Consider the following 24,536-nt stretch of genomic DNA (forward strand, 5'->3'; position numbering starts at 1 on the left):
CAAGTACAAGCAGATTAAGAAATTAGACCAATGCTTAAACGCAAACAAAGAAAGTGTGATGGATACCAGGTCGTACTTCTAAAACTAAGAAATTTTCCAAGTAGCCATAACAAAAACACTGAATAGCAAAAGCCATAGATGAACATAAACAGGTTGTAGATTCGCATCTCTGTATCCAGAACTAATTTTTACGCCGTCGGCCTACAATTCTGTTTTAAAAATTTACGTTATTTTTTATTGGCAAAAATTACCAAAAAAAGACCGGATTTAAGCCTTAGCTGCACACTTTTGCACGTTTTCAATATTAATTATACAAAACAAATACTTATATAATTTTTTAAACTAAATTAGGGTTGTTTTCCCCTGTTTTGGGAAACAACCCCATGCACGATTTTTTCAAGAGATATTTTTTCAATTATTCGATTAACAAAAAATATCGAGTTTGCTGTATTTTAAAATGGTGAAAAATCAACTTTTAAGATAATAAAGAGGGGAAAATATGCTGCTTACAACATCACTGGTTTTAGCCATTCTATCTTTCGTGATTGCAAAATCCATTGTGAAGTCAAAACCTGAAATCGCTAATTGGTCTGTCAACAAGAAGCAGGCTATTACTCTAGTCTGGTTTGCTTTGACTGCCTCGATTATGACTTTAGTAAAGCTAGCCTTAGTACCAGGTACAGAAATAGTCGATTTAATGCCTGGCAGTCTGGGCGCTGGCGTTATGTTCGGGATAATCTTTTATAAGGGACTGGAACAGAAAGGAAAGCCAGCGTGAAGCTGGTTTTTTTAAATATTGATCGGTTATTCCATGTTAACCAATCTATAAGCACGGTAAAAATCTTATATTTTTTTCTGCTAATACCTAAGTTCTATATTCATAAATTACACAAATCGAGAGCTTCGGAATCTAATTGACGATACGCGCACTACCCGTACAACTCTGAACACTTGTCGGTATATTTGTCGGTATATTTAAATTTATACATTTTTATAATTATATTTTTCAATATCTTACAAATATATTCCGACTTCCTCTCTCACCGCCAGAATGTTTAAAAAGACTCAAATTGTAAAATTTGGGTCTTTTTTTATGCTTCGACTTTTCTGCTTTTTCAAAATTATTTAATTCCAGACAGTGAAATTATCTGATTGTTTCTGGATTAGATTTTAAAATAACAACAGTACTTTTATTTTTTTGAATTTAAAAACTTGAGCCTGAATACATCCGCTAAGTTTTAAATTCATCGGCTTTTGAATTTAAATTTACAATTGAAAAAGCAGAGCCTCTATCGCATCTGCTTCCCTAAAATTTAAATGGATGGTCAAGTTTTTAACACAGATAAAACAGGAAACCTGAGATAGACTTTTTCTATTAAATTCAAAACTATATTGATAAATTCATTGACTTGTAGCGCTTATTTTTCCAGCACCATCTCAGGCTTTGCTGAAAATAGCATCAATTTTTCTGACTTCCCGTTCATCTCTTGGGTTGTTAAGCATGATCTTCGGGTTATGCCATCCTGCCCGCATATATGTGAAAATTACAGCCTGCCACAGTTCCAACCTGTTTTTAAACCACAGATGTCAACAAAAAGTCATCATCTCATGCTACAACAATAAAAAGTGGCATAGAATTCGCAAGCTTTACAGCAGCAAGCATTGTGCTATGTTAAACACAGACCTAAACAGAACAAGGAGAACAATAGGCAAAATAAACAACTGTTTAAAACTATTAACTTAAAAAATATTCTTCATTTAATCGTGCCAAAAAAGATGTTTAAAGCCAATCAGTCAAAAAACTGCTATTCGGGAGCGAGCATGAATAACAGCGCAAATTATGTCAAACAAATTAAAAATGCCAAACGTGGTGGTTATACCCCCACCATCGCCAAAGACCTCAATCGACATAAAATTCAAAAAGCCCTTAAACTTATTGAGCAGTGGAGATCTCTCGCCAACGAACTCAAACCACAAATGCAACTCGATATGGCTTTTACCCTTGAAGAATGTGCACAAGATTTAGACCGTATTTTAAGGAGCAAGTAGCACGCCTCTGCGGCACTTAACCCCCCTTTATTTTAAATTCAAAACAATAGCTCGCCCTGAACGTGAGCTATTGTTGTCTTGAGCAGAAACTTGCCTCTTCCACGATGTTTAAGCGCGAAAACAAGAGCTGGATAAAAATAAAACAGCGCCTGTCGCCTACTTTTAATTGCTTATTTTTTCGCTTGCGCCCGAATTAAAAATCTGTAAAATGCAACTCCACAATGCCGGCATAGCTCAGTTGGTAGAGCAACTGACTTGTAATCAGTAGGTCCACAGTTCGAATCCGTGTGCCGGCACCATTTTCTTAGGCTCGCTATTTTAGTGGGCCTTTGTTGTTTTTATGGCGCTATTTTTTCTGCTTTATTGCGTGTGTGCGGTCACTTGCACATATCTCACCAAGCCATCTTTATATAAACGTCGGCACAGCTTTGCGGTCATGGCAATCTTGATCCGGTCCAGACCTGGACTGTGCTGCGGCCAGTGCAGCTGCTGGATATATTCGGCAAATCCGTTTAACACTGGTGCAGATAAATCTTCAATCTGAATCTGGGTAAAATCGCGTTCCTGCAAACACTGCTCCAGTTGTACTGCGGTTTTCAGTTCCGGCAACGACACATCCGCCGCCTTTAATAAAGCGCGATAAGCGTGCTGCTGCACAGTATTTGAATTTAAAAACTGCGGTGACAATATCAGGGTGTGAAAACCCAGACGGCCTTTTGAATTTAAAACCGGTTGCACGGCATCCAGAAATGAATTCAAAGCATGATGATAGGCCGCATCAATACACAGCACCACATCAAATGGCGCCAGAGGTATGAGATTTTTTAAATTTAAAAAAGACTGCGCATAGATGGGCAGCTCTGGCCAGCGCGCTTGAATCTGCTCGACACAGGTCGTTTGCAGTTCAACGGCGGTAATATTTGAGAGTTGATAATGCTGTTGCCAGTGCAACAGGCTGGCGCCCTGTCCACAGCCTAAATCGAGCAGCCGATCTGTGGATTGCAACTGAACGGCTTCGGCCAAATGATCGGCCAGCTGCTGGCACGCCGCCGGATAGTCCTGTGCAGATGAGTGCCAGTAGCCCAGATTGCTCCAGGGCAACTCGGCAGGATCTCCCAAAAGCGCTGCATTGATTGCATATTTATGGGAAGGAGCCTGTCGAAAAATTGCCTGAAGCCAGCGCATAGATTAATAGCCGAGTTGGGGAGCAACCTCTACTTTAGGTTTTAAGCCCACAAACGGCAACGGTGCACCAAAAATTTCTGCAATATGCATGGCTGAAGTCACGGCTGATTCTAAAATTGGCAAGCCGTCACATGACCATGAACCACAGAAGAACACCTTGCGATCAGCCACTTTATGACGCTGTTGCAATTCTTTGTTCAATGCCACGGTTTTTGAATCCACCACCGCACGGGTCAGGGTGACAGAAGAAATAACTTTCTTCGGATCAATAGGCGTGACCGGACGCCAGGTCTGGAACACCGGCGTTTTACCGACCAGCGATGGCTCAATCGAGTTTAGCCAGACAGTAAATTGCTGACGGGTAAACTTGCGGTCCATCATATAGCTCAGTACCGACCAGTCTTTGCGTTTTGGCGGCATCACTGTGCTATCGGTATGAATCACCAGTTCGCCCTGTTCAAACTTGAACTGCTTTAACAAGGCAATATCTTCGGTAAACTGTTCACGATCGAGGAAGTTCTCGATATTGGTGGTTGGGGTGGCCACCACCACACGGTCAAATACCGCAGTTTCGCCTTCGGCATTTTTGACATAGACCTGATCATCTTGCTGGCTAATATGGGTGATGGGTGAACCACTCTTGATATGAATACCTTCAATCAGCTTATTCACCAGCGCCGGAGTGCCACCCTGAATACGCAACAGCGCATCACCATCGGTCAATTGACGCAAGAAGGTCAACAGCGGCTTCGCTGGCCATTCGCCAATGGTTTTCGGGTTACAGGTACAGATGGTGTACAACACCGGCATTACCGCGCCATGCCAGAACACTTCTTCAATTTCATTCTGGTTGATGAACTCAGCCAGGGTAATGTCCTGATTCTTCGACCGGAAGAATTTGGCAATTGCCGTTTTTAACTGCAACATGCCTTTAACCAGACGCCAGCCGTATTGCTGCAAGCCTTTACGGTTATTGATAATCGGGAAATTCCCGATACGCGTACGCGAGGTGGTTAACCAGGTTTCGGTCCGGTCTTCAAATAACCAGCTACAGGCCATATAGGTCCGTACCGGGAAGGTCGGAATACCCAGATAGGTGGCTAAACTGAGCGTGTTTTTCCACAAATGCGGATTCATGACCCGCAGCGGTGCGTCAATTAAACCGCCTTCAAACTCAGTACTGTGGCTGTCCATTCCACGTCCAGGCAGAGCTTCAAAAATTGTAATGTTATGCCCTGCATCTTTAAGAATTCTTGCGGTAGCTAGCCCAGCCATGCCACTACCGATGACTGCAATATCCAAAACGTCTTATCCGTTAATGAAAACATTGACCGAAATTATGAACCATGCCTTGCCAAAATGAGCTATTAAAAACTACCAGATTCACCCTTTTTACAAAGTGTAATAAAGTTCTAAAATGCCACTTCTGTTACATTTTTTAACGTATTTTCAAGCCCCGTGTAAATATAAGAAATACCTGAAATTTTATTTATTAATTTTTAAAAATCATTTAAAAACAATAGGTATAAATTAACCAGTTTTAGAATAGTTGTTTTACAAAGTGCGTGTTTTCCGCTAGTATACGCTCCACACAAGAATGACAACCACATCACATAAAATAATTACAGATAATGATACAAATGAGATAAAACAAGAAACTTAACAGCGCAATAACAAGAAAGCCTCTGATTTTTATCAGAGGCTTTTTTCTTTTCGCAGCAGGATCGCTGAATGCTTAGCTTTGCGGCGGAATTTGGCCAAACTTACCAGAATGAAAGTCCTCAAAGGCCTGAATAATTTCCTGTTTGCTGTTCATCACAAAAGGACCATGGCCTTGAATTGGCTCATTTAATGGCTCACCGGTCAGAATTAAAAACTGTGTTTCCTGCTGCGCCTGCAACTGAATGGTCGGCTCGGCATCGCGGGCAAACATCACGACAGAACTGTCCTGCACCTGTTGATTGCCATTCACCAGCAGCTCACCTTTTAGCACCACCAGCAGGACATTGTGAGTCACCGGGACATGCACAAAGGTTTGCGCATCTTTATGCAAGCTACCATCCCAGACATTGACCGGACTAAAGGTCTGTGCCGGCCCGGTGTGACCTAAATAGTTCCCGGCAATCACCCGGAGGTGTCCGGCGGCATCGTCCAGTTCAATCCGGGGAATATCGGCAGCGGCAATGGCCTGATAACGCGGCGTGGTCATTTTGTCTTTGGCTGGCAAATTGACCCAGAGCTGGACCATTTCAAACAGTCCACCGGCTTCGGCAAAATCGGCAGAATGAAACTCTTCATGCACCACGCCGGCACCGGCTGTCATCCACTGCACATCACCCGTCTGAATAGTGCCCCCGCCACCGGCCGAATCTTGATGGGTGACGGCACCCTGATAGGCCAGAGTCACAGTTTCAAAGCCACGATGCGGATGTGAACCCACACCACGCTGCGCTTTCGTCGCCTCAAACGGATAAGGCGCAGCATAGTCGAGCATTAAAAACGGGCTGATGGCCTGACCTAAACGGTCATAAGCAAACAGGTTCTGTACCGGAAAACCATCACCGACCCAGTGCATGTTTTTGTTTCGATATAAACCAATTATTTTTTTCATACTGTCCTGCGCCTGCAAGGAGAATTGATCGTTTCATGTTAAGCCTTTGTAGTGCGGCCAGCTAGCGCAAATCTGGCATACTGCATTGCAAGAATAGAATCATCCGGGCGTATCCGGATTCTGCTTGGTTTCTCTTTCAACAGACAAAAAAAATCCAGAACCGGAGTTCTGGATTTTCATCAGAAGATAAATGCAACTGGATTAGATTTTACCGACCAGGTCGATTGACGGTGCAAGCGTTGCTTCACCTTCTTTCCATTTTGCCGGGCAAACTTCACCTGGGTGTGCATGGACATATTGCGCTGCTTTGACTTTACGTAGCAGTTCCTGGGCATCACGGCCAATACCGCCAGCGTTAATTTCAACGATCTGGATGGTACCTTCCGGATCAATCACGAAAGTACCACGGTCAGCCAGACCTTCAGCCTCAATTAACACTTCAAAGTTTTTTGCCAGAGTCCAGGTTGGATCGCCAATCAGCGGATACTGGATTTTACCAATCACGTCTGAAGTATCGTGCCAGGCTTTATGGGTGAAGTGGGTATCAGTGGATACGCCATAAATTTCAACGCCCATTTTCTGGAATTCAGCATAATGATCAGCCAGATCGCCTAATTCGGTTGGACAGACAAAGGTAAAGTCTGCAGGATAGAAAAATACCACCGACCATTTACCGATCATGTCCTGCTCAGATACTTCAATGAATTGACCATTCTGGTAAGCAGTAGCGTTAAAGGCTTTCACTTGGGTATTGATTAAACTCATTTTGTATTCCTCAGTGCGTTGTGGGGATTGCTTATCTTGTGAAGCTAGAATACAAAACTGAGATAAATCGGTAAAACAGTACTTTTTTATAAAAATAATCGGAAATACAGATTTAAATATTCTATCTCCATTGAAGTTTTTATCGTTTTCCTCAATTGATCTATCCTACTTTTCACACAGGCAATAAAAAACCCTTTGCCAAAACAAAGGGTTTTTATCAATTTCTGCTTTAGAGTGTGTCAGAACGGTAAGTCATCATCCAAATCTGCCGGTGCAGGCGTTGCAGCAGGAGCTGGTTTCGGTTGCTGATAACCGCCCTGGTTGCCATAGCCACCACCAGCATTATTGTTGTTAAAACCACCTTGAGCTTGCGGCGCATAGCCACCCTGGTTGTTATTGCTATAACCACCGCCCTGGTTATTGTTAAAACGTGGCTGGCTAAAACCATTATCGCCCTGCTCACTTTGCTGACGACCAGAGTCCAGCATCTGCATTTGCTCGCCACGAATTTCTGTGGTGTAACGCTCTTGACCGTTTTGGTCTGTCCACTGACGGGTACGCAGCGAACCTTCAATATAGACTTTTGAACCTTTGCGTAAGTATTGCTGCGCGATTTCACCTAAACGGTTATGCAGCACAATACGGTGCCATTCGGTTTGCTCTTTACGCTCACCGGTGGTTTTATCGGTCCACGCATCACTGGTGGCAATGGAAAATTGAGTAAGCGAGCCACCATTCGGGAAAGTTTTTGTTTCTGGATCTCGACCTAAAGTACCAACTAAAATGACCTTATTTACACCACGCATCAGCTGTATTCTTCCTATTTGTTTCTATTATTTACTTTATAAGAGTTATGCTTAAATGGCTACCTCTTTACCCAACAAGTGCGTTAATTGTTGTCGCGCAGTATCATCAATTTGCTGTTTATCGACTTTTATATAGGCAACTTGCTGTTCAGACATCACCACGACTTCTTCAATACCATGAATGGCCAAAAGTTGAGAAGTCCACTCATCCGTTTGTTTGGCCTCAGGCAGGCGAAATACCATCGACGACAGATAACGCGGCTGGGCCAGACCAAAACTCATCAGCAGCCAAATTATAGCAACTGCGGTCAGAATACTCCAACCCATCGCCGTGTTATTCAGCAGTAACAGTTGCCCGCCAATCATGCCGCCAAAGAAGGCACCGAGGAACTGGCTGCTGGCATTGACGCCCATTGCAGTGGCTTTGGATTGAATCGGTGCCGCTTTCGATAACCAGGACGGTAACAGCGCTTCCATCACGTTAAAGGCAATAAAGAACAGACCCAGTCCAATCAGCAGGATATATTTAGATTCAAAACCAAAAATCATCACGATCAGGCCAAGAATAATCCCGCCAATCGCGGTCAGGAAAATACCGCGCATTTTGCGATATTTTTCCGCCAGAATAATACTGGGGAAGGCAAAAAACAGACTCAGCACCAGCAGCGGCAAATACACCCAGCCGTGACTGGACAATGGCAAACCGGCATATTCAATCAGCTGCGGTGGTGCATAAATAAACATCGCCGTTAGCAGTAAATGCAGGGTAAACACTGACAGATGCAGGCGGTTTAAATCGCCCATTTTTAGCACCTGTTTGAGCTGCGGCAAATAGCCCTGCTGGAAATTACGATGATGGCGCGTGACTTTAGGCACCAGCAGCAACATGGCAATGGCCGCCAGTCCCATAATGGTGGTCACCCAGAACAGGCCGGAAATACCAACCAGTCCGGTCAGCCACGGCCCGGCACTAAAGGCAATCACGAAGGATAAACCAATACTCATGCCCATAATGGCCATGGCTTTGGTGCGCTGTTCTTCACGGGTGACATCGGCCAGTAAAGCCATCACCACGGCAGAGACTGCGCCGCCACCGGCAATGGCCCGGCCAATGATGACCCCATAAATGGTCTCTGACATTGCAGCAATGGCACCGCCTAAAGCAAACAGTAACAGTCCAAGCACCACCAGCGGTTTACGGCTATAGCGATCAGCAATCAGGCTAAATGGAATCTGTAAAATGGCCTGGGTCAGACCATACACCCCAACCGCCAGACCAATTAAGGTCGGGGTTGCATATTGATAGGATTGCCCTGCCACCGAGAAAACCGGAATAATCATGAACAGACCCAACATGCGTAAGGCAAAAATACTGCTTAAGGCAAAAGTTGAACGGCGTTCTAAGGCATTCATCATATCAATAGGCTAAGTGCAACAATTTTGTATGCGAATATCCTACATCATTCATGCTGCAGATGCTGCGATATTCAGCACAATATTCTGCATCTGAACTGCCAGTCATAAAAAAAGGTGCAATTGTTTGCACCTTCTTCAGATCAGACTGCAACTTAGTGCAGTGCCTGACGTTTTTTATATTGAATTGAGGCAAATACCGCCCAGACAATAAAGGCCACACCAATCAGGCCGGTGACCACTTCCGGGACATGTAAACCGGTTCCGCTGGCAATCATGATAAAGGCCAGCGCACCAATCGCATAATGCGCACCATGTTCCAGGTAAATATAAGCATCCAGGGTGCCTTTTTCTACCAGATAAATGGTCATCGAACGCACGAAAATCGCGCCAATCGCCAGACCCAGCATGATAATTACCACATCCGAAGTAATCGCAAAGGCACCAATCACACCGTCAAAACTAAACGAGGCATCCAGCACTTCCAGATACAAGAAGCCACCAATACCGGCTTTCACCACACCGGTCGGCACGCCATTTTCATCATGACGAATCGCATTGCCATTTTCATCGACTTCAGGTTCGCCACCCAGTAAATGACTCAATACCTGTACACCAATATAGATCACGATGCCCCAAATGCCGGCCATGGTGACTACCAGACGTTTGTCCTCAACCACATTGGCCGCCATGATCAGCAAAGCCACCAGTGCAATAAAGACCGACATGGCCGGTACGCTGGCCAGATTGGATAAACGGCGCTCAATCCAGCGGAACCAGTGGGTGTCTTTTTCATCATCGAGAAAGAAGTTCAGGAACACCATTAACAGGAAGGCACCACCAAATGCTGCAATTTCAGGATGATGCGCCATTAATTTGGCCGAATATTCTTTCGGATTATTCAGTGCCAGCTGCACCACTTCCATCATGCCCATATCGGCTGTGACGGCAACAATCACCACCGGGAAAATTAAACGCATACCGAATACGGCAATCAGAATCCCGACCGTCAGGAACAGCATTTTCCAGAAATGGTCCCAACCGCGCAGGACTGATGCGTTAACAACCGCGTTATCAAACGATAACGACACTTCCATAATGGCGAGAATGGCCGTAATGGTCAGTGCTGTGAACATGGTTTTCAGGCCTGCTTCCGGGCCGTGGGTATAGCCCCAATAAGCAGACAAACCGAGACACACGATCGTAAATGCAATAGAGAAACCAAAATGTTTCATCATGACAAATCGACCTATGACATTATTAGATAAAGAAATTCGGTAAATATTAAACTTGAATTACACCGAATGCGCCGCGTGCATCCTGCTGAAGACATGCAGGACCTCGGCGATAGAGATATGGCCGCTATTATGACGCTTTTTCATGACGATGCCAAAACACTTCGTATGCTTTTTTGTTTATTCTGATACAAATCAAAGCGGCTCATCTTTGCGGTGCAAGTATGCTAGTCTTTGGGCATTGATCTTGATGCTTTACAGGAACCGGACATGCGTTTTTCTGAACAATTGTGGCAACAGAATTTAGAACTGTATCAAAACACCCTGGCCCTACCCTTTAACCAGGAACTGGCGCGAGGCAGCCTAAGTCGTGAGGCCTTTAGCCACTATGTGATTCAGGATGCGCATTATTTACTGGCCTATGGCCGCGCGCTGGCGGTGTGTGCTGCCAAAGCCTTTGATGCCGATGATGTGATCCAGTTTGCCGAAGCCGCCAAGGTAGCGATTGTGGTAGAACGTTCACTCCATAACGGCTTTATGCAGGATTTTGGCATTAGCAAAGAACAGTTTGAAAATACGCCACTGACCCTGGCCTGCCATCATTACACCAGTTATCTGGTTGCCACTGCCTGGTCGGAGAGTTATCCGGTGGTGCTGGCCTCATTATTGCCATGTTTCTGGATTTATGCCGAAGTCGGTAAAGATATTGTCGGTAACTCGGTCGCCAACAATCCGTATCAGGCCTGGGTCGATACCTATGCCGGCGAAGAATTCCATACCGCAGTGCGCAATGTGATTGCCACGGTTGACCGCGTGGCCGAGCGCTGTGATGAAGACACACTGGCGAAAATGCGTCAGGCCTATACCCGTGCTGCTGAACTGGAATGGCTGTTCTGGGACAGTGCCTATGCACAGCGTAACTGGCCGGGACTGGACAGCAGCAACTAATCTTTGATTACTCGCCCTGGTGCAAGATCAGCAGACTTGCACAAGGGCCGACAGCTCTCTTTCATTCTTGCGTGCTTTGATCCCCGTACTTTTTCTCCTGACAATTTTTTATCCTTATACGTTTTCAGATCTTGGCCTTTATTTGCAATCAACCGACATAATTTGACGTAGAAATACCTTAAGCCTGCACTTGAACATTTTTCATGCGCTATCATATAGAGGTTTTAAATGAATTTTCTAGGATCATTGCATGAGCCAAAGTCATATCCGTATTCGAGGCGCACGTACCCATAACCTGAAGAATGTGAACCTTGATATTCCACGCGACAAGTTTGTGGTGATTACGGGACTTTCCGGTTCAGGTAAATCTTCCCTGGCTTTCGATACCCTGTATGCCGAAGGTCAGCGCCGTTATGTCGAATCGCTCTCGGCCTATGCGCGCCAGTTCCTGTCACAAATGGAAAAACCGGAAGTCGACTCGATTGAAGGCTTAAGTCCGGCCATTGCCATTGAACAAAAATCGACCAGCCACAACCCGCGTTCTACCGTCGGCACCATTACCGAAATTTATGACTATTTACGTCTGCTCTATGCACGCGTGGGTACGCCCTACTGTCCGGAACATGACTTGCCGATGGTGGCGCAGACCGTGTCTGAAATGGTCGATGTAGTTAAAGGTCTGGAAGAAGGCACCGCCCTGCTGCTGTTAGCACCCGTGGTACGTGAACGTAAAGGCGAATATACCCATCTGTTTGAACAGCTGCAAAGCCAGGGTTTTGTCCGTGCCCGGGTAGATGGCGAAATTATGGAGATTGATCCGCCACCAGAACTGGACAAAAAGAAAAAACACAGCATTGAAGTGGTGGTCGACCGTTTTAAAGTCCGGGATGATTTGGGCAACCGTATTGCCGAAAGTTTTGAAACCGCTTTACGTTTAGGTGGAGATATTGCGATTTTATCGTGGATGAAAGGCGAACATCCGGACCGGGTATTCTCGGCCAAACACTCCTGCCCGGAATGTGACCGTGCCGTGGCCGAACTGGAACCGCGCCTATTCTCGTTTAACAACCCGTTTGGTGCCTGTCCGGTCTGTGATGGTCTGGGCACACGCAGCCATTTTAGTGCCGACAAACTCATTCCCAATCCGGAACTTTCTTTAAGCCAGGGTGCAATTCGTGGCTGGGACCGTCAGCGTCCTTATTATTATGGCATGCTGCAAAAAGTTGCCGATCATTATGATTTTTCCCTGGATACGCCCTGGAATGAACTGGACAAAGACACCCAGAAAAAATTCCTCTACGGCAGTGGCCGGGAAAAAATTGACCTGAGCTATGTCGATGAACGTGGTCGTCGCCATAACCGGGTACAGCCGTTTGAAGGAATTTTGCCACATCTGGAACGCCGCTATCGTGAAACGGAAAGTAATTATGTCCGCGATGACCTGGCGCAGTATCTCTCCAATGCCGCCTGTGATGCCTGTGACGGCTCACGTCTGAATGAAATTTCGCGTCATGTGCGAGTCAAAGACAAAACCATCAGCCAGATTACCAAAATGTCGATTGGCGATGCCGAGCATTACTACCAGAACCTGAATCTGGAAGGCGCCAAAGGCGAAATTGCCGATAAAATTTTTAAGGAAATCCGTGAACGTCTGCACTTTCTGGTCTCAGTCGGTCTGAACTATTTAAGTCTGTCGCGTTCTGCCGAAACGCTCTCGGGTGGTGAAGCCCAGCGTATTCGTCTGGCATCGCAGATTGGTGCCGGGTTAATGGGCGTGATGTATGTGCTGGATGAACCGTCCATTGGTCTGCATCAACGTGATAATGACCGTCTGCTGGAAACCCTGATTCGCCTGCGTGATCTGGGCAATACCGTACTGGTGGTCGAACATGATGAAGATGCGATTCGTGCCGCAGACCATATTATTGATATTGGGCCGGGCGCCGGCGTGCATGGCGGGAATGTGATTGCTGAAGGTACCTATCAGGAACTGGCGGCCAATGCCAATTCCCTGACCGGTCAATACCTGTCGGGCAAGCTCAAGATTGAAGTGCCGAAACAGCGCACCCAGCCACCGAAACCAAATGAGCAGATCAAGCTGATGGGCGCCTGCGGCCATAACCTGAAAAATGTCGATCTGACCCTGCCTTTAGGCGTGATGACCTGCGTTACCGGGGTATCCGGTTCGGGTAAATCGACCCTGATTAACCGTACCCTGCTGCCATTGGCCGCAACCCAGCTGAATGGCGCCACCACGCTCAGCGCGGAAAAGTTTGACACCATTGAAGGACTGCAATTCCTGGATAAAGTGGTGGATATTGACCAGAGTCCGATTGGCCGCACCCCGCGTTCCAATCCGGCCACCTATACCGGTCTGTTTACCCCAATTCGTGAACTGTTTGCCCAGACGCCTGAAGCCAAAGGCCGCGGTTATGCGGCGGGCCGTTTCTCCTTTAACGTCAAAGGCGGACGCTGCGAGGCCTGTGAAGGTGATGGCATGATTAAAGTCGCCATGCACTTCCTGCCGGATATGTATGTCCCCTGTGATGCCTGCCATGGCAAACGCTATAACCGCGAAACCCTGGAAGTGCATTACAAAGGCAAAAATATTTCCGATGTGCTGGAAATGACGGTCGAAGATGCCATGCATTTCTTTGATGCCATTCCGGTGATTCACCGCCGTCTGGAAACCTTGAATCAAGTCGGTTTAGGTTATATCCGTCTGGGTCAGTCAGCCACCACCTTATCTGGTGGTGAAGCGCAGCGGGTCAAACTGGCACGCGAACTGGCAAAACGGGATACCGGTAAAACCCTGTACGTGCTGGATGAACCAACCACCGGTCTGCATTTCCATGACATTGCCAAACTACTGGACATCCTGCATGAGCTGCGCAACAAGGGAAATACCATTGTGGTGATTGAACACAATCTGGATGTGATTAAAACCGCAGACTGGATTGTGGATTTAGGCCCAGAAGGCGGTGCCGGCGGCGGGATGATTATTGCCGAAGGTACCCCGGAAGAGGTGGTGAAAGTGAAAGCCTCCCATACCGGAAAATTCCTGAAACCGATGTTAAAATAAAATGAAAGGGCTCTGAGGAGCCCTTTTCTTTGTTATTAGATTCACCTGAAAAATATCAAGATATATATTTAAAATATTTTTCTATTTTAATTTACGGTTTAGAGCATACTTTCCACCCTATTCCGCCCCTTCTCTTTGGCCTTAAATAAGGAGTGATCTGCCCGGCCAAACAGTTCCATCCAGCTGCCTGCATCTGCGGCGACCCCGGCACTGACAGAAATATTTAACGGCGTGTCCAGTCCCGGCAGGGTCAGAACATTCTGGCTAATTTCCTGACGTAATTTCTCGGCAATACTCAAGGCCCCGTCCAGATCAATCTGCTCAATCAGAATCAGGAATTCATCGCCCCCATAACGCACAATCAGATCAGATGAACGCACACTGTGTTTTAACACTTCGGCAATTCCCTGAATCACCCGGTCACCGACAATATGCCCATACTGATCATTGACCTCTTTAAAGTCATCAATATCAATAATAATTAAACCGGTTTGATGGAGCTTGTCCGGATTCTGATTCAGATATTGAATATATTCTTCCAGCGCCAGACGATTGGAGACTCCGGTCAGGGTATCGGTATTGGCCATATTGCGTAGCTGGAATTCCAGCAAATCCCGTTCAGCCAAACGTGCCTGCAACTGCTTGAGCGCAGCAAATAAAGAGGTGGGTGAGGAATCTGGAGCTGTGGCCGTCTGCGGCTGGGCTTCAGATAACTCTAAAATCAGATCCCGCGCTTCAATTAAAGGTTTAAATACCTTAAAACGCGCATAGACCATGGTAAACAGCGCCGCCAGCAAAGAAATAATCGACACCGACAGCGTCAGGATAAACTGCTGCCAGGCAGCATGACGCTCCTGCTGGGCCAGCCAGACACTATAATCCAGCAGATATTTCTGCAGATTCACCACCGTCGTAAATTTATCGACAATATTCAGGGTCAGTTCAGTCCCACTTAACGAATACGGGCGCGCATGCAGACTTTCTTCAATCAGCTGGCTGACAATAGGAACCCCCTGATCCAGATATTTTTGTTTAACCTGTTGATGCAGTCCCAGATATTCAGGCGTTTTGTGCTGTTCAGGCTGAATCGAGTTGACCAGATCCCATAAATAATAAGATTGCCGCTGGCTCTGTAAAGAATAAGCCAGGTTCTGTTCAGGAATTGGTTCTTTAAAAGTCACGGCCGCCATAATCGTCGAGGCCAGACGTCCGGCCTGATCACGTAAGTCGGCCAGTACCAGAATCAGACTATAGGACTCCGACAGCATGGTCTTTTTGCCTTCCGACTGCATCATGACATGCTTCAGCACCTCATAGACTTCATCCCAGGCAGGAAACATGGCCTGAATGGCCTGATCCAGCTGTGCTGAACTGCGCTGGGCATAGGGTTGTGCTGCATAGGCATCCACCGCAGCACGTCCTTTTGCCAAAGCCGGTTTTAAATCGGTGGTCAAGGCATTGGCCTGTGCAGCAAAACCGGCGCTATTTAACAATTGCATGGTGTGTTCAATCTGCAGATCGACCCGCTCTCGAAACAGGGTCAGCTCTTTCAGGTTGGCACTGAGTTCATCTGGAGTACTGGACATGACCTTATTGGCCGGACCACGTTCGCGTGAAATCTCATTGGCCAGATCGGCCACATGACGTAAGACTGAAATTTCGGTCAGCACCACATCGGACTGCTGATAAGAGCGATAACTCTTCAGCGTCACCGGAACCGAAATAAACAGAATCGACAGGATGATAATGAGCATAGAAATAAACAGACGCTGCTTAGTATTCTCTGAATGCAAGCGATGGGACATGTTTATAACCTCACTACCATGAGCATGAACTGAACGTATTGAATCAACAAAGGCAGAGCAACGACCTGAAGCGGATGACCACACTACTGAGGAAAAAAATAACAGGACAGCGGCAGCGTTCATTCAACTATAAGTCGAATAAATCAGCAAGATAACCAAAAAATTGTGACAAGGTTAACAAATTTATTGATTAAATTGAATAAAAACCGACGAAATTAGAGTAAGTTTCTATTTTTTTGAAGGGCAACCGAGATTGCATTCTCTTAAAAATTAAATATAAGTCAATGATTTATATAACAAAAACAAGGTTTTAAAAATTGTATAAAAAATTAAAGAAAACATTTTACAGTTGCATCAAATAAGTGCATAATGCACCGCATTGGGGCGACTTTAGATATTCCTCAGCAGAATTTTAAATTTTCCCGCAAATTTTGGCTAAAAAATCCCGGTTTTCGTTGAAAACCGGGATTTTTTTATGGTCATATATTCAATAGCGCTTTTTAATTCAAGAAATATTGCACCAATATAGTGCACCATAAATTTATACTTAAGCGGTTTTTAATCCTGACTACAGGATTCAGGCATAAAAAAAACCCAGCCTTGGGGAAAGCTGGGCATATAAAAAGTAAAACTTTGTGGAGAATCTCAGTGCAGTTCCTCTAACCTCTAGTCCTGCATCAAGAAAAATCATGACCGAAATCACAATTTCGATAAAGCCGACCAAACGGTATAACTTTATCTAGCCATTATGATACTTATCACACTTTTTGTAAAGCCTATTAAAATAGTCTACTTTTAGTTTAACCAGTATTAATAGTCAGCGAATTTAGACCTATAAAAACCAGAAAACGTAGAAAAAAGTAAAGCGTTATCAATTTCAGCTACATAATCCTGGTCTTAAGTTTCATTTTTTAAGCTTTATGCGCTGCTTTTCACATTTTTATTAGATTGCTTTTATAGATAATTTATATTGAATCAATTCATATTAACTATAAAGAAAAGTGAGGCAGCAAACACTTTTCTTTCGCAAATGAGATTTAGCCGCTTGTTCTTTATACACTTTTTAGGTTGACAACAGATTTATCAATTGACTACTTTTTCGCCCATGCACATTTTAGAGCAATTACTCAACTAAATAATCTCCTTTGTCTTCATTGACTTAATAAATTGTTACAATACAATGCCTATTGTTTAATCCATTTTTAACAAAACTGGTAACTATCATGAAAAAACTCGGTTTAGCCACAGCTTTATTATTAGCCATGACCGGTGCTCAAGCGTACCAATTCGAAGTTCAAGGTCAATCAGAATTCATCGACAACACTGTAAATGAGCAAAACTTCACTGGTGCAGTTCAAGGTACTTACTACTTCAAAAATGTTGATTCAACTAAAGGTCCTTTAGCTGAAGCTGCGTTTTTAAACCAAGCATCAAACTTCTCTTTAGCGTATAACTACGGTGAATATGATGAAAATGGTTTAGATATTGTTTCTCATACTTATGGTGCTAAAGCAGAAGCTTACATTCCAACAAAATTCGTTCCAGCTTATGCAAGCGCATCTTATAGCCATACAATTAATGACAGCAAAAATGCTTTAGCAACTGATGATCAAGGTGATCGCTATGCTTTAGAACTTGGTGCATTAGTAGCGCCAAACTTCCTGGTTGCTGTAGGTTATACCAGCGTTGCAGATCAAGTTTCTTATGATGCTTTTAACATCCTTTCTAATGGTGTTGCTAAAGCTGCTTTAGAATCTGAAACAATCGCAGATGACCAAGACGCTATTACTGCACGTACTAAATACGTGGGTGCAATTGATGGTACAAACATGGCGATCGGTTTTGAAACTGGCCTTGTTTACGGTGAAAGCACTGCTTATGCATTAAAAACTGATCTTTACTTAACGCCTGCTCTTAGCGTAGGTGCTTCTTATGCTGAAACTAGCGCTGATATCGCTAACGATAAAGCTTGGGGTGCAAACGTAAATTACTTCATCACTCCAGCAGTTGCAGTTGGCGCAAGCTATGTAAATGCTAATGCTGAAGGTGACGTGCGTGACACTCAAACTGTTGGCTTAAATGCTAAATTCCGTTTCTAATCTGATTTAGAAACTGATGTAAAAAAGACGCTCTATGAGCGTCTTTTTTTGTTTGAAAGAAATGATTATTCCGGACTACGTACAATACTCAGGAAATATAAATGCCGTTCATATTGATCTAGGATATCCTGCAGTAAATCTTCCTGGGTCCAGTCCATCACATCGTAGTTCTGCCCGCCCTCTCTTAAAAATACCTCAGCCTGATAAAACGATGCATCGGCCGTGACTTCTGGCATAAAGCTCGGCGGCACAGTTTCACGGGACACCACCTGATAGATAAAGTTAATCTCATGCTGATGATCGACCTTTAAACGCAGGCCATCTTCTAGTGAATCAATCGACACAGTCAGATGCCGCTTTTGAAACTCCTTTTGAATATTCTCGAAAGCCTGCTGTACCCGAATCTGAATATACTGTTTTACCTCAGCCTGGCTATGCGGATAATGCATGATCAGCCCCAGACGCTGTTGCCAGCTGCGTGGATTATGAATGGCGCGCGGCGTAATCCGCGCTTCCTGCAAGGCATTCATTTTGGTGACATCTAGCCGTAGGGCTTTGAGCAGGCCCCAGCACATCAGCAGCAGAATGAGGGTAAATGGCAAGGCACTCATAATGGTGGCCGACTGGAGCGCACTCAGGCCACCGGCCAATAGCAGGATAATCGCCAGCACCGCCATCAATACGGTCCAGAACAGCCGTTGCCAGACCGGAGAATGTTCCGTTTTTGCAGTGAGAAAATCTGTGACCAGCGCACCTGAATCTGCCGAAGTAACAAAAAACAGCATCACCAGCAGGGTCGCCAGCAGACTCATGATGGAGGCAAAAGGCAGATTACTTAAAAACTCAAACAGGGCCACCGAGGAGTCCTGCTGTACTGCGGTCATCAATTGCAGATTCGCTTCATGCAAAATGCTATACAGCGCGGCATTGCCCATAAAACCCATCCAAACCAGGGTAAAACCAGTCGGAATCAGCATTACCCCCACAATAAATTCACGGATACTGCGTCCTTTGGACACCCGGGCAATAAACAGTCCCACAAATGGCGACCAGGAGATCCACCAGGCCCAGTACATGATGGTCCAGCCCCCAATCCAGCCACTCGGTTGATAGGCATATAAATTGAAGGTCATATGAAACAGATTCGAGGCATACTGACCAATATTCTGAATGGTGGTTTGTAGTAAATAGATACTCGGCCCCGTTATAAATACAAATAACAGCAGCACCACCGCCAGCACCAGATTCAGCTCTGACAGCCGTTTAATACCTTTGTCCAGACCAAAAAACACCGATAAAGACGCCATGCTGCTGACCACAATAATCAGGATCATCTGGGTACTGGCACTTTGCTCAATCCCGAATAAATAATTCAGCCCCGAATTGATCTGGGTCACACCAAAACCTAAAGTGGTGGCAATCCCGAAGACAGTGCCGAGCGTGGCAAAGGTATCAATCCCATCTCCGAGCGGGCCGTAAATTTTTGAGCCAATCAGCGGATACAGGGCGGAACGGACTTTCAGTGGCAGATTGTGCCGGTAAGCAAAATAAGCCAGTGCCAACCCGACCAGCGCATAAATGGCCCAGGCATGAATACCCCAGTGGAAAAAAGAAATACGCATCGCCTGCTGCGCTGCCTGGATGGTGGCCGGCTCACCGACCGGTGGCGAGACATAGTGCATCACCGGTTCAGCCACGCCAAAGAACATCAGGCCAATGCCCATCCCGGCGGTAAACAACATTGCAAACCAGGAACCCTGATGATATTCCGGCTGGCTATGGTCCGGACCAAGCTTGATTTTACCCATATCGGACAGTGCTATATAAATCAGCAGAATCAGAAACACCGCCACCGACAGCACATAGAACCAGCTAAAAGAATCGGTAATCCACTGGTTCATGCGCTGGGTCAGCAGTTCAAAACTATTGGGCGCCAGCAGCACCACCGCCAGAAAAATCGCAATAACCGCGACCGTACTGATAAATACATTCGGATTGATATTGCCCCACCAGGGCAATTTTTCGGAAGGCATAACTCCCCCATTTTATTTTTAAAGATGATAGACAGACGCTTCAGGTCCGGGCAGCATTCACCGCAAAGGTGAACAAAAGATGAGTGTCGTGAGCTTAAACTCGCGCACAGCTTAGTCCTCTCGCAGCAGAAACACTATTGAACTGCTGTAACAAAATAGCCCAAGCCGATGATTAATCTTTGTTTCTGGGCAAATGACGAATGTATTGCAAGGCAATCAGCCGGGAAACTATTAAGGCCAGATACATCACTCCGCAAAACATTTGCAGCATGGCAATCACCCGTACCGCCGGACCAATCGGCATCAGGTCAGACAGGCCGGTGGCAGACTGCAAACTGAAACTCAGAAACAGTAGATCCAGCCAGCTTTGTAAATGTGGTTGGGTCGGATGATAAAAACTGGAAGGATCCAGTATCTGGCAAATATTGTAAACAAAGGCAAACGCCCAGGCAATTAAGGTGAATACTGCGCCGGCGGCAAACAGTGCATCGCGAGTCAGGTAACGGTCTTCAAACATATAATGCAGCAAACCATAGGCCGCACTTAAATAGGCCGCGGCTTCAAAGGCATGACTAATCACCAGCACGGTCGGGTTGTTAACCCCCAGCACAATCAGCAGGGAAAAAAACAAGGCGCCCGTGACAAAGCTCAGCCCTAAAAAAGTAAACATCGGGGTCTGACGAATGACTTTGGCAATTAACAGCAATACCACCACGCCCAGCATCCAGATCAGCACGCGATAGGTGGCATGATGGCTAAGCAGCGACAATACGAGAATAAAAAACTGCATTAACAGCAGCCAGGCCGAAGGCAACAGCCGGAATCCTTTCCATAAATCAATGAATGCTTGCATGGGCACATCCTGGGTATCTTGGTGTAATGCGGACATCACTTTCTTTTTTGTTCTGATTACCATAGCATGCTTAAAAGCGCAGACAGATCACTCCTTTGTATGAAAATTACAGAAAAAGTACGTCAAGAAATCACCCAGATTGAATTCCGGGATGACCTTTCTCAGGATAAAAAAATTGCCAAAATCACCCATCTGGCCTGTGCCACCTGTGCCGGTGTCGCCATTCAGCCCCTGCCTTTTGCCGATATTCTGATTCTGACACCCTTACAAGGCTACTTTGCCAGCCGGATTGCTGCCATTCACGGCATTAAACTGACCGACAATGAAGCGCTGGACTGGGTCAAGGAGCTGATCGGGCTGGTGGGTTTGGGCATCGCCGCGCAGCAGATTGCACTGGGGGTCTGGAAAACCGTGACCTTTGGCTTTGGCGGCCTGCTGACCATTCCACTGGTCTACGGCCTGACTTTTGCGATTATGAAAGTGGCTGATCTGTATTTTTCCCATAAAGCCCGTAATGAAAAACTCAGTGAGGAACGCATTAAAGCGGTATGGAAACAGGCGTTCCAGCAAGGTAAAAAACAGGGACAGGCTCAGGCAGAGCAGCTGCAACAGCCAGAGGATTAAGCCATGACCCGATCGTCCTCTCCGATTTACTATCTCCGTAAAAATTTTGATGCGCTGGCCATCACCACCGTATTGGCCAAACTGGCCTGGAACGCGCGCACGCCGCAACTGACTGAAGCGGATCAGGCGGTACTGGCTGCATTAAGACGCAGCCATGCTGAACTGGCAAACGCCCCTCTGGAAGATATTCAGGCTTATTTACAGGGTTTTGATGAGCAGCAGATTGTCGGGCTGGTATCGACGGTTAAAGGCATGTTGCATGATATGGAGTTTGTACGGCTGGACCATGAAGATGGCGACAGTCTGTATGCCGCGTATCTGGACCAGCACGACCATACCGATTTTGATGTGCTTCTGGCCGATCAGCACAGCGGCGAAAGCTGGCAACTGCAACTAAAAGCCATCGAAGGTACTGGCACCGGCAAAGACTGGATTGCTGCCCCTCCTGAAGAAATGTTGCTTGCCACTGAAGAAATCGCGGCACAGTTGGGTCTGGAAAGTTCTGGTCTCAGCACCAAAGAGCTGACCCAGAGCGTGGAAGATGCGATTGATGTGATTGTCACCGCCAAAGACCCGAATGATGAACATTTCTGGGACTACTTTCCGGCCATCTCCGTGGCCAGTGTTTCACTGGCGATTTATGAACTGTTCCGGCGCTATCAGCAGCAGGAAATCAGCTGGTCAGAATTTAAATGGATGGCGGCCAAAGTATCTGGCATCAAGGTCAGTAAAATTGCCTTTATTGGTCTGCTGTTGGGTCTACCGGTGGTCGGTCAGGTCACGGGTGCCTACCTGGTCGCCAAGCTGTTACTGAATGCCAAAGCCACCTGGTTTGAAAAAGAATCAGCACTATATCGCAAACTACAGGCCTACTGGGCCAGCAAGCAAAAACCGCAGCCATAAAAAAGCCCCTTGCGGGGCTTTTTTTAGGCATATCTGCTCATCTTAGTGATCAGATGCACCTGAGATACCAATACCGGTTTGTGAGCGGACAAACTGTGCATCGAATGCTTTACGTTCCGCTTGTGCTTGCGCAGAGTTATCGGTAATCGAGAACAACCAGCAGCAGAAGAATGACAATGGCATTGCGAAGATTGCAGGACCGTTAAATGGCACCACTGGTGTATCAGAAATTGCCAGCGTATCGACCCAAACTGCTTTCGACAATACGATCAGCACGACAGCAGACACCAGACCAGCAACACCACCAATCACTGCACCACGTGTAGTTAAACCTTTCCAGAACATCGACAGAACCAGTACCGGGAAGTTCGCACATGCCGCTACCGAGAATGCCAGACCCACCATGAACGCAACGTTTTGTTTCTCGAACAGAATACCCAGAATCATCGCGAAGATCGCTAAACCTAAAGTTGCGATTTTAGACATGCGCAGTTCAGATTCAGGTGTAGTTTGACCTTTCTTGAATACGTTGGCATACAAGTCGTGAGAGATTGCTGAAGCACCTGACAGGGTCAGACCGGCAACCACCGCAAGAATTGTGGCGAATGCAACCGCTGAAATGAAGCCCATGAACAGGTCGCCACCGACTGCATCAGACAGGTGTACCGCTGCCATGTTGTTACCACCCACCAGCTCAAGTTTGCCAGTGACTGCCATTTTCGCGACATCCAGGAATTGCGGGTTGTTGGCCACATACAGGATCGCACCGAAACCAATGATGAAGGTTAACAGGTAGAAGTAACCAATAAAGCCGGTTGCAACCACAACAGATTTACGTGCTTCTTTGGCATCTTTTACCGTGAAGAAACGCATCAGGATGTGTGGCAGACCTGCAGTACCGAACATTAATGCCAGACCCAGTGAGATCGCATCAATCGGGTTAGATGCCAGGCTACCTGGACCCATGATATTGGCTGCATCAGCCAGGCTCAGGTCATGTACCTTCGAGAACACCTGAATTGATTGTTCAAACATATTGGTGAAGCTGAAGCCCACGCCTTTCATTACCATGAAGGCCATGAACGTTGCACCAGACAGTAACAGTACCGCTTTAATGATCTGTACCCAGGTCGTTGCCAGCATGCCGCCGAACATAACGTAAGCCATCATCAATAAGCCAACCAGCACAACTGCAATGTTATAGTTCAGACCGAACAGCAGTTTGATCAGCTGACCTGCACCCACCATCTGTGCAATCAGATAGAACGCCACGACGACTAGCGAGCTGAATGCCGCCAGGGTACGTACCGGTTTTTCTGATAAACGGAAGGAAACTACGTCAGACAGGTTGTATTTACCCAGGTTACGTAAACGTTCTGCAATCAGGAACAATACGATTGGCCAGCCCACCATGAAGCCCAGTGAATACAGCAAGCCGTCGAAGCCTGACATAAACACCATGGCGGAAATACCCAGGAAAGACGCAGCCGACATATAGTCACCGGCAATGGCCAGACCGTTTTGGAAACCTGAAATACCACCACCGGCAGTATAGAAGTCTTTGGTATTGGTGGTTTGTTTCGCCGCCCATTTGGTAATGAACAGGGTCGCACCCACAAAGATCAGGAACATGATAATTGCAGGCCAGTTGGTGGCTTGTTGTTCTGCTGCGCCCAGATCAGGTGCGGCGAAAGCCATACCTGACATCATCAACGCTGAAGCTGCAGCAGCTTGCGCCTTCAATGAAGTCCATTTCATCTTAGTCTTGTCCTTTTTGTTGTGCAATTGCTTCTACTTCACGCATTGCTTCTTCATTCAGTTGATCCAGCTTGTTATTCGCAATATAGGAATACACTGCACACAAAATGAAAGATAACACGATGATGCCCAGACCCAGTGGAATACCCCAGGTCGTCACGCCACCAGAAATGGAAGATAATAGAAACTCTTTGTTATAGCCAACTAACAACATGAAGCCGACATAAACGATTAACATGATTGCGGTAAGCGTCCAGCTAAGATTACGCTTTTTTGCAACCATTTCTTTGAATTTTGGATTGTGTAGAATTCGATCTACTTGAGCCTCATCCATAGTTTTACTCCTTGAAACGCCCAGCCTTAGGCG

19 protein-coding genes and 1 tRNA gene are annotated in these 24,536 nt (G+C 46.0%); 8 read left to right on the plus strand and 12 right to left on the minus strand.

Annotated elements, in window-relative coordinates; genetic code table 11:
- The first annotated feature begins 499 nt into the window (after nt 1-499).
- The 3 genes from ACVLR6_RS13410 to ACVLR6_RS13420 all read left to right on the plus strand — a co-directional run bounded on the left by ACVLR6_RS13410 (nt 500) and on the right by ACVLR6_RS13420 (nt 2,348).
- Nucleotides 500-778 carry a hypothetical protein gene (locus ACVLR6_RS13410; protein WP_455995433.1) on the plus strand — a complete coding sequence of 93 codons (279 nt, stop codon included), beginning with the start codon at nt 500-502 and terminating at the stop codon, nt 776-778.
- Between the two features lie 1,043 nt (nt 779-1,821).
- Nucleotides 1,822-2,049, plus strand: a complete 228-nt coding sequence (locus ACVLR6_RS13415; protein WP_005180651.1) for a hypothetical protein — start codon at nt 1,822-1,824, stop codon at nt 2,047-2,049.
- 223 nt (nt 2,050-2,272) lie between these two features.
- Nucleotides 2,273-2,348 (plus strand) — tRNA-Thr (locus tag ACVLR6_RS13420).
- Between the two features lie 61 nt (nt 2,349-2,409).
- Here ACVLR6_RS13420 and ACVLR6_RS13425 read toward each other — a convergent pair.
- From ACVLR6_RS13425 to ACVLR6_RS13455, 7 genes are all read right to left on the minus strand, one after another.
- A complete protein-coding gene (locus tag ACVLR6_RS13425; protein ID WP_160242735.1) occupies nt 2,410-3,234 on the minus strand; it encodes an SAM-dependent methyltransferase in 825 nt (274 codons plus the stop codon).
- A gap of 3 nt (nt 3,235-3,237) precedes the next feature.
- A complete protein-coding gene (locus ACVLR6_RS13430; protein ID WP_455995435.1) occupies nt 3,238-4,536 on the minus strand; it encodes an FAD-dependent oxidoreductase in 1,299 nt (432 codons plus the stop codon).
- Nucleotides 4,537-4,969: 433 nt separating this feature from the next.
- Nucleotides 4,970-5,845 (minus strand): pirin family protein, encoded by an 876-nt coding sequence (locus tag ACVLR6_RS13435; protein ID WP_455995437.1) that lies wholly within the window; start codon nt 5,843-5,845, stop codon nt 4,970-4,972.
- 201 nt (nt 5,846-6,046) lie between these two features.
- Complete coding sequence (gene ahpC / locus ACVLR6_RS13440; RefSeq protein ID WP_005180661.1) at nt 6,047-6,610, minus strand: alkyl hydroperoxide reductase subunit C; 564 nt, start codon at nt 6,608-6,610, stop codon at nt 6,047-6,049.
- A gap of 239 nt (nt 6,611-6,849) precedes the next feature.
- Nucleotides 6,850-7,416: a single-stranded DNA-binding protein gene (gene ssb, locus ACVLR6_RS13445; protein WP_075175360.1), complete on the minus strand. Its 567-nt coding sequence runs from the start codon at nt 7,414-7,416 to the stop codon at nt 6,850-6,852.
- Nucleotides 7,417-7,467: 51 nt separating this feature from the next.
- Nucleotides 7,468-8,832, minus strand: coding sequence for an MFS transporter (locus ACVLR6_RS13450; protein ID WP_411683927.1), 1,365 nt, complete (start codon nt 8,830-8,832; stop codon nt 7,468-7,470).
- Between the two features lie 152 nt (nt 8,833-8,984).
- Nucleotides 8,985-10,067, minus strand: a complete 1,083-nt coding sequence (locus ACVLR6_RS13455) for a DUF475 domain-containing protein (RefSeq protein ID WP_005180731.1) — start codon at nt 10,065-10,067, stop codon at nt 8,985-8,987.
- A 267-nt stretch (nt 10,068-10,334) separates the two neighbouring features.
- On the opposite strand from ACVLR6_RS13455, the gene tenA reads away from it, so the two are divergent.
- Both tenA and uvrA read left to right on the plus strand, forming a co-directional pair.
- Nucleotides 10,335-11,012: a thiaminase II gene (gene tenA, locus ACVLR6_RS13460; RefSeq protein ID WP_168417077.1), complete on the plus strand. Its 678-nt coding sequence runs from the start codon at nt 10,335-10,337 to the stop codon at nt 11,010-11,012.
- Between the two features lie 250 nt (nt 11,013-11,262).
- Entirely contained in the window at nt 11,263-14,094 is a 2,832-nt protein-coding gene (gene uvrA, locus ACVLR6_RS13465; RefSeq protein WP_160242721.1) for an excinuclease ABC subunit UvrA, read from the plus strand.
- Between the two features lie 98 nt (nt 14,095-14,192).
- On the opposite strand, the gene ACVLR6_RS13470 is transcribed toward uvrA, so the two are convergent.
- Nucleotides 14,193-15,899: a GGDEF domain-containing protein gene (locus ACVLR6_RS13470; RefSeq protein WP_455995440.1), complete on the minus strand. Its 1,707-nt coding sequence runs from the start codon at nt 15,897-15,899 to the stop codon at nt 14,193-14,195.
- A 1,223-nt stretch (nt 15,900-17,122) separates the two neighbouring features.
- Between ACVLR6_RS13470 and omp33-36 the strand changes: the two genes are divergently transcribed.
- A complete protein-coding gene (gene omp33-36 / locus ACVLR6_RS13475) occupies nt 17,123-17,998 on the plus strand; it encodes a porin Omp33-36 (RefSeq protein WP_005180737.1) in 876 nt (291 codons plus the stop codon).
- Nucleotides 17,999-18,063: 65 nt separating this feature from the next.
- Here omp33-36 and ACVLR6_RS13480 read toward each other — a convergent pair whose 3' ends face one another.
- On the minus strand, nt 18,064-20,031 hold the full coding sequence (locus ACVLR6_RS13480) for a BCCT family transporter (protein WP_455995442.1): 1,968 nt from the start codon (nt 20,029-20,031) through the stop codon (nt 18,064-18,066).
- Between the two features lie 172 nt (nt 20,032-20,203).
- Complete coding sequence (locus ACVLR6_RS13485; RefSeq protein ID WP_455995444.1) at nt 20,204-20,884, minus strand: ion channel; 681 nt, start codon at nt 20,882-20,884, stop codon at nt 20,204-20,206.
- Nucleotides 20,885-20,983: 99 nt separating this feature from the next.
- On the opposite strand from ACVLR6_RS13485, the gene ACVLR6_RS13490 reads away from it, so the two are divergent.
- On the plus strand, nt 20,984-21,508 hold the full coding sequence (locus ACVLR6_RS13490; RefSeq protein WP_005180740.1) for a DUF697 domain-containing protein: 525 nt from the start codon (nt 20,984-20,986) through the stop codon (nt 21,506-21,508).
- 3 nt (nt 21,509-21,511) lie between these two features.
- Nucleotides 21,512-22,411, plus strand: a complete 900-nt coding sequence (locus ACVLR6_RS13495; RefSeq protein WP_168397423.1) for a hypothetical protein — start codon at nt 21,512-21,514, stop codon at nt 22,409-22,411.
- Nucleotides 22,412-22,453: 42 nt separating this feature from the next.
- On the opposite strand, the gene ACVLR6_RS13500 is transcribed toward ACVLR6_RS13495, so the two are convergent.
- Both ACVLR6_RS13500 and ACVLR6_RS13505 read right to left on the minus strand, forming a co-directional pair.
- Nucleotides 22,454-24,169, minus strand: a complete 1,716-nt coding sequence (locus tag ACVLR6_RS13500; protein WP_075167300.1) for a cation acetate symporter — start codon at nt 24,167-24,169, stop codon at nt 22,454-22,456.
- A gap of 1 nt (nt 24,170) precedes the next feature.
- Entirely contained in the window at nt 24,171-24,503 is a 333-nt protein-coding gene (locus ACVLR6_RS13505) for a DUF485 domain-containing protein (RefSeq protein ID WP_005180745.1), read from the minus strand.
- Nucleotides 24,504-24,536 lie beyond the last annotated feature (33 nt).

It is taken from the genome of Acinetobacter sp. T63 (assembly GCF_053852345.1).

Bases quoted from the DNA above. Each gene is read 5' to 3' on its own strand.
- ACVLR6_RS13410 (WP_455995433.1), top strand. From the start codon at position 500: ATGCTGCTTACAACATCACTGGTTTTAGCCATTCTATCTTTCGTGATT.
- ACVLR6_RS13415 (WP_005180651.1), top strand. From the start codon at position 1,822: ATGAATAACAGCGCAAATTATGTCAAACAAATTAAAAATGCCAAACGT.
- ACVLR6_RS13425 (WP_160242735.1), bottom strand. From the start codon at position 3,234: ATGCGCTGGCTTCAGGCAATTTTTCGACAGGCTCCTTCCCATAAATAT.
- ACVLR6_RS13435 (WP_455995437.1), bottom strand. From the start codon at position 5,845: ATGAAAAAAATAATTGGTTTATATCGAAACAAAAACATGCACTGGGTC.
- ahpC (WP_005180661.1), bottom strand. From the start codon at position 6,610: ATGAGTTTAATCAATACCCAAGTGAAAGCCTTTAACGCTACTGCTTAC.
- ssb (WP_075175360.1), bottom strand. From the start codon at position 7,416: ATGCGTGGTGTAAATAAGGTCATTTTAGTTGGTACTTTAGGTCGAGAT.
- ACVLR6_RS13450 (WP_411683927.1), bottom strand. From the start codon at position 8,832: ATGATGAATGCCTTAGAACGCCGTTCAACTTTTGCCTTAAGCAGTATT.
- ACVLR6_RS13455 (WP_005180731.1), bottom strand. From the start codon at position 10,067: ATGATGAAACATTTTGGTTTCTCTATTGCATTTACGATCGTGTGTCTC.
- tenA (WP_168417077.1), top strand. From the start codon at position 10,335: ATGCGTTTTTCTGAACAATTGTGGCAACAGAATTTAGAACTGTATCAA.
- uvrA (WP_160242721.1), top strand. From the start codon at position 11,263: ATGAGCCAAAGTCATATCCGTATTCGAGGCGCACGTACCCATAACCTG.
- ACVLR6_RS13470 (WP_455995440.1), bottom strand. From the start codon at position 15,899: ATGTCCCATCGCTTGCATTCAGAGAATACTAAGCAGCGTCTGTTTATT.
- omp33-36 (WP_005180737.1), top strand. From the start codon at position 17,123: ATGAAAAAACTCGGTTTAGCCACAGCTTTATTATTAGCCATGACCGGT.
- ACVLR6_RS13480 (WP_455995442.1), bottom strand. From the start codon at position 20,031: ATGCCTTCCGAAAAATTGCCCTGGTGGGGCAATATCAATCCGAATGTA.
- ACVLR6_RS13485 (WP_455995444.1), bottom strand. From the start codon at position 20,884: ATGCAAGCATTCATTGATTTATGGAAAGGATTCCGGCTGTTGCCTTCG.
- ACVLR6_RS13490 (WP_005180740.1), top strand. From the start codon at position 20,984: ATGAAAATTACAGAAAAAGTACGTCAAGAAATCACCCAGATTGAATTC.
- ACVLR6_RS13495 (WP_168397423.1), top strand. From the start codon at position 21,512: ATGACCCGATCGTCCTCTCCGATTTACTATCTCCGTAAAAATTTTGAT.
- ACVLR6_RS13500 (WP_075167300.1), bottom strand. From the start codon at position 24,169: ATGAAATGGACTTCATTGAAGGCGCAAGCTGCTGCAGCTTCAGCGTTG.
- ACVLR6_RS13505 (WP_005180745.1), bottom strand. From the start codon at position 24,503: ATGGATGAGGCTCAAGTAGATCGAATTCTACACAATCCAAAATTCAAA.